The organism is Streptomyces sp. NPDC006261 (assembly GCF_040613515.1).
In the GTDB taxonomy this organism is placed as follows: domain Bacteria; phylum Actinomycetota; class Actinomycetes; order Streptomycetales; family Streptomycetaceae; genus Streptomyces.
Genome location: NZ_JBEXSI010000160.1, coordinates 1 through 1,344 on the forward strand (window position 1 = coordinate 1; position 1,344 = coordinate 1,344).

General features: G+C 68.8%; 1 protein-coding gene. It reads right to left on the reverse strand.

All coding sequences use genetic code 11. The annotated features are described in order from the left end of the window. Positions 1 to 37 precede the first annotated feature (37 nt). Positions 38 to 1,272 (reverse strand): IS3 family transposase gene (locus tag ABZ154_RS35025; RefSeq protein WP_356838511.1). Its coding sequence is split into 2 segments (ribosomal slippage): positions 38 to 949 and positions 952 to 1,272, totalling 1,233 coding nucleotides; the frame shifts between segments, so codons are not numbered across the junction. Between the last annotated feature and the right edge of the window lie 72 nt (positions 1,273 to 1,344).

The window sequence follows — 1,344 nt, forward strand, 5'->3', positions numbered from 1 at the left end:
GGGCCTTCCCCCATGAAGGTGGGCACGCGGTTATTGATCACGCGGCGAGCGTGAGTTTAGCGGCGTGGTGTCGGCGTTCGTATTCGTCGGGGCTGAGGTAGCTGTTGGTGGAGTGTCGGCGGCGGGTGTTGTAGCGGGTCAGCCAGGCGAAGACGGTGCGCCGGCAAGTGGTGGCGTCGCCGTAGTCGTGGGCGCCCTGGAGGGTCTCGCGTTTGAGGGAGGCGTGGAAGCTTTCGCAGGCGGCGTTGTCGGCGCTGGTGCCGACCGCGCCCATCGACCGGGTGACCTTGAGCTGGTCGCAGAGGCCGGCGTAGGCGCGGGATCCGTACTGGGCTCCGTGATCGGAGTGGAACACCGCGCCGTCCAGCGAGCCGCGGGTCGAGGCGGCCATCCGGAGCGCGTCGGAGACCAGGTCCGTGCGCATGTGGCCGGCGATGGACCAGCCGACGACCTTGCGGCTAAAGCAGTCCAGCACGGTCGCGAGATAGAGGAACTTCCCGCCCTGGAGCGGGAGATACGTGATGTCGCCCATGAGTTTGCGCCCGGGCTCGGTGGCGGTGAAGTCCCGGCCGAACAGGTCGGGGACGGTCCCGGATGCCGGGTCGGGGACGGTGGTGCGGACGCGTCTGCGCAGGCGGATCCCGATGATGTCGAATGCCCGCATGACCCTGGCGATCCGCTTTTCGTTGACCGCATGTCCCTTCTCGCGGAGCTCGGCGGTCACCCGCGGGGAGCCGTAGGCGCCGCCGGATTCGCCGTGGACCCGGCGGATCTGTTCGGCCAGGACCAGGTCCTCCCGCGTCCGGCCGGCCCGGGCCTCGGCGCCGGCGAGCCACTTGTAGTAGCTCGACCGGTGCACACCCAAGACCTGGCAGAGCCGCTTCACCTCGTAGGTGGCCCGGTGGTCATCAACGAACTGGAAGCGGCTGGTCACCAGTTCGTCTCTCCGGCGAAATACTTGGCCGCCTTGCGGAGGATGTCCCGCTCGGTGGCGAGCTTGCGCTCACTTGCCTCGAGTTCCGCCACCCTCGCCTCCAGCCGCCGGACCCGCTCGTCCGGGTCAGCGGACGCGACTGCTGCCGGCTGGGAGGCAGGCCGCGCAGGCGCGGCGGTGACGCCACGGCGTTCGCGGTCCCGCAGCACCCACTCCCGCAGGGTCGCCCGGTTGATGCCCAGGTCAGCGGCGATGCTCTTGTACGTCGCCCCGGGTGTGGACTCGTACAGGGCCACAGCATCGGCCTTGAACTCGTCCGAATAGTCCTTCATCGCCATCGGCGGTCTTCTCGCTTCCTCCGGATCAAGCAGATCCAGTATCAGCGTGTCCACCACTCAGGGGGAGGCCCC